A 3,190-nucleotide genomic window follows, 5' to 3' on the forward strand; every position below is an offset into this window, starting at 1 on the left:
ATTATGAACTATATAAATAATAAAGCAAATTATATGAATAACTTAAGTTTTATAATATAAAAAAAGTAATCATAATCAGATATATTAAAAAATAGAAAAATAATTAATAACTTTTGCTAAATTAGGTAGAGATATATACAATAATAAATTATAAATAATGATAAATGTGTAGACAAAAGAAAGTGAATAAATTATATTTATACTAATAAAGTTTTTTTGAGGTGAAATATTATAGATATAATAGCCTATATTTATATTCTTATATTTATATTATGAAAAAATTAAAATTATTTAGGGGTGATGGTTTTGAATAAGGACATAGGAGCAAAAATAAAGCAACTTAGAACTCAAAAACAAATGACACTGAAAGATATGAGTGAGAAAACAAACTTATCAATTGGATTTTTGTCACAACTTGAAAGAGGATTAACAAGTGTGGCAACAGATTCATTGGGTAAAATAGCAAATGTATTGGATGTAGATTTGACTTACTTTTTTATGAAACCAAAGGAGCATAAGAGACCTGTATTAAGAAGTTATGAAAAAGAAGTTTTTGATGTAGAAAATTCAACATTTATACATTATCATTTATCATCTAATTTAAAAGAAAAAACTATGTTACCAAGATTAATTGAAATTCTTCCAAGTAAAAGTAGTGAAGAAATTTGTTGCTATGTACATAGTGGTGAAGAATTTGTATATGTTTTAGAGGGCACTCTTACAGTGTTTTTGGGTGATGAGCAAATTGAAATGTATCCAGGTGATACAATACACTACAATAGTGAAAAGAACAATCACAATTGGGTTAACTATACTAATAAGATGGTAAGAATTTTAGTGGTAAGTATACCAAATCCATTTGAAAATTCTGATACAGTTAAAGAAGCTTAAAATTTAGTTATTACCTATTTAAGGAGGAGTATTACAGTGAAAAAAATTGGATTTATAGGTGCAGGAAATATGGCCAGTGCTATGATAGGTGGTATAGTAAATTCAAAATTAGTTGAACCTAATATGGTAACAGCATCAGCATATACTCAAGGAACTCTTGATAGAATACATGCAAATTTTGGTATAAATACTACAAAAGATTCAAAAGAGGTTACTAGAACTTCTGATATAGTAATTGTAGCTGTTAAGCCAGACATATATGATGATATTTTAGAAGAGATAAAAGATTTTGTAGATGAGAGTAAAATTATAGTTACAATAGCAGCAGGAAAATCTATAAAAGATATAGAGGCAATTATAGGTGAAAATAAAAAAATAGTTAGAACTATGCCTAATACTCCTGCACTTGTAAATGAGGCTATGTCTTCAATATCTATAAATAAAAATATAAAAGATGAGGACTTAGAAGCAGTGGTAGAAGTATTTAGTTCTTTTGGAAACACTGAAGTCGTACCAGAATATCTTATAGAAGCAGTGATTGGAGCGAGTGGTTCTGCACCAGCCTATGTGTTTTTGTTTATAGAAGCTATTGCAGATGCAGCAGTAATTGCAGGAATGCCAAGACAACAAGCATATAAATTTGCAGCACAAGCAGTTATGGGTTCTGCAAAAATGGTACTTGAAACAGGAAAACATCCTGGTGAACTAAAAGATATGGTATGCTCACCTGGAGGGACTACTATAGAAGCAGTTAAAGTCCTTGAAGAGGAAGGTTTTAGAGCATCTGTTATAAAAGCTATATGTGCATGTATAGAAAAATCTCAAAAAATGAGTGAGTAATAAGAATTTATTGGAAATAAAAAGAATTGCCTTTTATAGAAAATTTCTATGTTAGGCAATTCTTTTTTTACTTAATTTTTAAAATAAGCCTGAAAGCCAATTTTTTATTTTTTCAAAGAAACCAACTGAGTCGTCAGTATTGGATTGATTTTCAGAATTATTAGTTGTGTTATTTTCACCTGATTGAGAGTTACCATTATTTTCACTATTATTTTCTGAATTATTTGTATTGCTATTATCATTAGAGTTAGTATTATCTTGTGGATCTATTTGAACACCATCTGTAGAGTTTATCACAGCATTTGAGCCAAGAGACTCATCATTAGTGTTATTTAAGATTCCTAGATCTTTTTTATCTCCTCCTGAGAATAAACCAGAGAACCAATCTCCTATTCCACTAAACCATCCACCTATAGTATCTAGTATTCCAGAGCCCTTAACACTTTCACCTAATTTTTTTAATTGTTCATTTACATTATTTGATACATTGTCTAATGTATTTTTCATGTTGTTGTAATCATAATCCTGGTCAGCTATTTTTTTCATTACACCTTGAATTTGCTCTTTTTGTTCTGGTGTAATAGTAATATTGTAATTATTTACAACATTATTTATTGTGTTGGCTATTTGATTAGTATCCTTTGTACCATTTTTTACAATTTCTGTTTTTATATCATTCATTACACCAGTTGCTTTTTCTTGACCTATATCATCTCCTAAATCACCTGTAACTACTAACTCTTCAGAAGCAATTTCCTTTTTTGTTTCGTCAAGTTTTTTTCCTGATGCATCTTCAAATGCTTTCATAATTCCTGTCAATGCACCAGTACCACTTACAGGATATGGAGCAGCAGCAATAACATTTGCATTTTCAAGACCAGCTGTTGTAAGTGTTGAAGCAATCATTGAGCTAGTTACCCAAGTTAAATTTGCTGTTTTAACATTAATGCCATTGCCTTTTGTTGTAGGCTCAACATATGAGCAAGAAATAGTAACTTTACCAAGTTGGCTCTCTGTTGCAACACCTTGTAAATATTGTCTTTCTTCTGCATTTGTTACATCTAAAACTAAGACTTGGTCTTTTTTAACTCCAAAATAATTAAGCATTTGTTGCTTTTGAGACTCTGATAAGTTAGCTCCAAGTGTAACAACATTTGTACCATCTGCATAAGCAAGGTTTAAACTTCCAAACACAAGCATAGTAGATATAATAATAGAGCTAATTTGTTTTTTAAACTTCATAATAATCCTCCTAGATTTAACATACATTACATTTTCAATATATATTTTATCAATATATTGAATAAAAATATGTGCTACATTTCTATTATACTAAATATAAACTATTTTTTAAATCAATGCGATTACAAGTTTGTAATAAAAAAGGTAATATAAGGTAAATAATAAAAAAATAATTTTTATAAGAGATTGAAAAAACAATTAATGTAGTATACTATAA

The 3,190-nt window shown here is 28.5% G+C and carries 3 protein-coding genes; 2 read left to right on the plus strand and 1 reads right to left on the minus strand.

The window, feature by feature from the left end; genetic code table 11:
* Positions 1–300 precede the first annotated feature (300 nt).
* Together KGF52_RS20625 and proC are read left to right on the plus strand one after the other, a co-directional pair.
* On the plus strand, positions 301–891 hold the full coding sequence (locus KGF52_RS20625) for a helix-turn-helix domain-containing protein (RefSeq protein WP_413840640.1): 591 nt from the start codon (positions 301–303) through the stop codon (positions 889–891).
* A 36-nt stretch (positions 892–927) separates the two neighbouring features.
* Positions 928–1,731 (plus strand): pyrroline-5-carboxylate reductase, encoded by an 804-nt coding sequence (gene proC, locus KGF52_RS20630; protein ID WP_227841464.1) that lies wholly within the window; start codon positions 928–930, stop codon positions 1,729–1,731.
* A gap of 78 nt (positions 1,732–1,809) precedes the next feature.
* Here proC and KGF52_RS20635 read toward each other — a convergent pair whose 3' ends face one another.
* Complete coding sequence (locus KGF52_RS20635; protein ID WP_227841465.1) at positions 1,810–2,973, minus strand: DUF1002 domain-containing protein; 1,164 nt, start codon at positions 2,971–2,973, stop codon at positions 1,810–1,812.
* Positions 2,974–3,190: the final 217 nt, after the last annotated feature.

This window comes from Clostridioides sp. ZZV15-6597 (assembly GCF_020657815.1).
Classification (GTDB): Bacteria; Bacillota; Clostridia; order Peptostreptococcales; family Peptostreptococcaceae; genus Clostridioides.